Origin of the sequence: Brevibacterium picturae (assembly GCF_030453725.1) — a bacterium.
In the GTDB taxonomy this organism is placed as follows: Bacteria; Actinomycetota; Actinomycetes; order Actinomycetales; family Brevibacteriaceae; genus Brevibacterium; species Brevibacterium sandarakinum_A.
The window spans coordinates 1-2,690 of record NZ_JAKDJU010000277.1 but is presented as its reverse complement, the minus strand read 5'-3'; the positions used below and the strand labels follow the sequence as shown (position 1 = coordinate 2,690).

The window sequence follows — 2,690 nt, the reverse complement described above, 5'->3', positions numbered from 1 at the left end:
TAGCGTGCTGAGTCATCGGATTGTGCTGAGCCATCAGAAGGGTGGTTGCTCATCCGAGCCCCAGAACCACTGCTTCGCGCTCTGTTCGGAGTGGCCAGAGAATGGGTCGACGTATTCGACCCAGCCGGGGGCCTGACTGCCTTTGGCAGGACCAGTCGTCGACTGTGCGGTTTGTGACTGCGCGGTCGGCGGGTCTTCGTCTGCCGTCGCCGACTTCTTCTTGTGTCGATCTTTCCCGTTCGGTGGAGTCGCCGCGTCAGAAGATGCGGGTTCCGGCGCGGCGGCTTCCGGCGGGGGAGCAGTCGCGCGCGGCGGGGGTGCGGCGAAGTACTTGAGGAAGAGCTTGGCGTGTTCAACGTTGATCGGGTTGTCGGGCGGCATGACTTCGGTGGTGATTCCGTGTCTGAAAACGTATTCGAGCCGACCAGGCTGGACCATTCTGACTGAGAACTTCCGGTCTGTCTTCGCCTGGTGGTGGAGCCTGCAGACATTATGGAGGTTGCCGAATCGGGTCAGGCCGCCGCTCTCTGGGCTGTTGTGGTCGAACGGATCGATGTGATCGACCTCCGTGGACTCGGCGCGTCGGATGCATCCGGGCATCGTGCAGTTCATCCACTGGGCTGCGAGAGGCTGGCGGATGCTGTTGGGGATCGAGTAGCTGGTTGCCTTTGCGTCGAGTGGTGTTCCGGTCGCCGGATCGGTGAGGATTCGCGTCCATGTTGACGCATATCCGGCGAGCCTGCGCGCCATATCAGCAGGAAGAGGGGAGCCATCCGGGAGCATGCCGGCCAAATCGCATACGTCTGCAGAAGCCCACTGGTCCTCAGAGCTGTTCGTTGGTGATGGCGTCGTCGTGGCCGCCTCTGCACCGTCGTTCACCTCTGATCCGGGTGTTCGGCCAGCCGCTGTGCTCCCATCGTCTCCGGACCTGTCGAGGAACTGGCTGAGCAAGGTGAACAATGGGACGGTGATCGTCGTCCGTGCCTGGTGGGAGAGCCAATATTCCTGGGTGGGCATGTCGAGGAGAACCTCGTAGCTGACTGAACATGATGACTCGTCATGCGGGGATGAGGGATCGGTACCGAATCGTGCATGTGGGTCGGTTCCGGGCGGCCAGAAAGCTGCGTCAGGCGATGGCCTGCTGTTCTTCAGGGCTTCGAAGAACCGCGGATCGCGCATCCAGCTGTCGGACGCAGTCTGCCCCTCATTCTCGGCGCCGGCCGCTGGCAAGGACTCCTCACCCATCTGGCCGAAGGTTCGTTCGATGTATTCGAGCAGAGATTCCTCGGCAGACATGGGGACACCGTCGGGTCCCGTGAAGAGGCCGTCGATCGGAAAGTCCGTGCTCGACGTGTCCCCAGTTGTCGTGTTGTTGCTGGTGATTCGAAGTTTGAGCTGCGGTCGAGTGCGAGTGAATATGTCGAGCATGAGCGCATCGATGCCACGATCGTCGTCGAATGTCTCCCCAGGGTTCAGCTGGTCGCCGAACGCAGTGATGTTTCCCGTGTAGACGGATCGGGCGAATGCCTCGACCCTTCTATAGCACGCGTTGAGTTCTGGAGCTGGACCGGTGAGAGTGAGGTAGGCGGTACCGTCATCACCGGTGCTGATGTCGACCCGTCGGCGAACCGCGACCTTCTCGAGGGTTTCCTGTGCTGGTTGGGTCGCTGCGATCTTCAGTGCGAGAGAGCGTTTGAACGTTTCGATCGTGATATCTGCCCGCCTATCGGCCAGGTAGTCATCAATGCTCGGGAGGTACCTGAATTCGACGTCCCGGCAGCGCCGGGTCACGAAGGCGACGTGTTCAATGGTGAAGTCGCCGTCGCAGCAGCGCTGATGGAACTTCGGTAGTCCGTGCACGAGTGTCATCGCGGTGGTGATGTGCTTATAGGCTCCGGTCGTGGTGGCACCCAGGAGCGCCGAGTACTCGCTGATGTCTTCAGCCCAGGCGTACTGATGTGTCCAACCGTTGAATGTCGAAGTGGGCTTGAACGCGGGGAAGTCCGGAAGCTGCTCGGGGTGCTCTCGTGCCGCCCTCTGCTCACGACGCATCCGTCGTCGCGCTCCACGGTCCTTCTTTCGGCTCGAGTCGTTCTTTCGACTCGAAGTGGGCGAGTGCGCGCCTTCGCCTGCAATGGTCCCTTGTCCTGCATTCTCCTCGCGGTTGCCAGCGTACTCGCTGGTCCTTGTGTCGGAGCGGGCGCCGGGACGTTTGCGACCGCTGTGACGCTGGACGGTATCGGCAAGTGACGTGAAGATATAGGGAACGGTGAGATTGGGGCCGGCCAGACCAAGGTAGTGCGCAACCTCTCGGACGAAAATGCCGCTGGTTGCGTCCAAGGCCGCGAACTGTGCCTGGTCGCTGCAGGCGTAGACAGCTGATAGGTCTTTGAACGGCGAATCTTCGTCTATATCGAGGCAGCGACCGCTGAAGGTTGAGGAGTCGGAGCCGTCTGAGCGCACTCCGCAATCTGAACTGTCGTCGTTCATGTGCTTCATTGCGTTGCCTCCTCTCCACCGCTCTGTGGGGTCTGCCTGATAGCTTCGGCGTCTGTTCTCATTCTACCTGCGAAACTGATGGAGTACTAGAGAGATTCGAATAAAACTAGAATACAAATAGATCAGACCTTAGAACTTCAACGCCATATAGATGTATTGACCTGTCTCTGATGCTCGTCACTGTCAAAATA

1 protein-coding gene is annotated in these 2,690 nt (G+C 59.9%); it reads right to left on the bottom strand.

What is annotated here, in order from left to right:
* Positions 1-33: 33 nt before the first annotated feature.
* Positions 34-2,499: an HNH endonuclease signature motif containing protein gene (locus L0G76_RS15490; RefSeq protein ID WP_304358033.1), complete on the bottom strand. Its 2,466-nt coding sequence runs from the start codon at positions 2,497-2,499 to the stop codon at positions 34-36.
* Positions 2,500-2,690 lie beyond the last annotated feature (191 nt).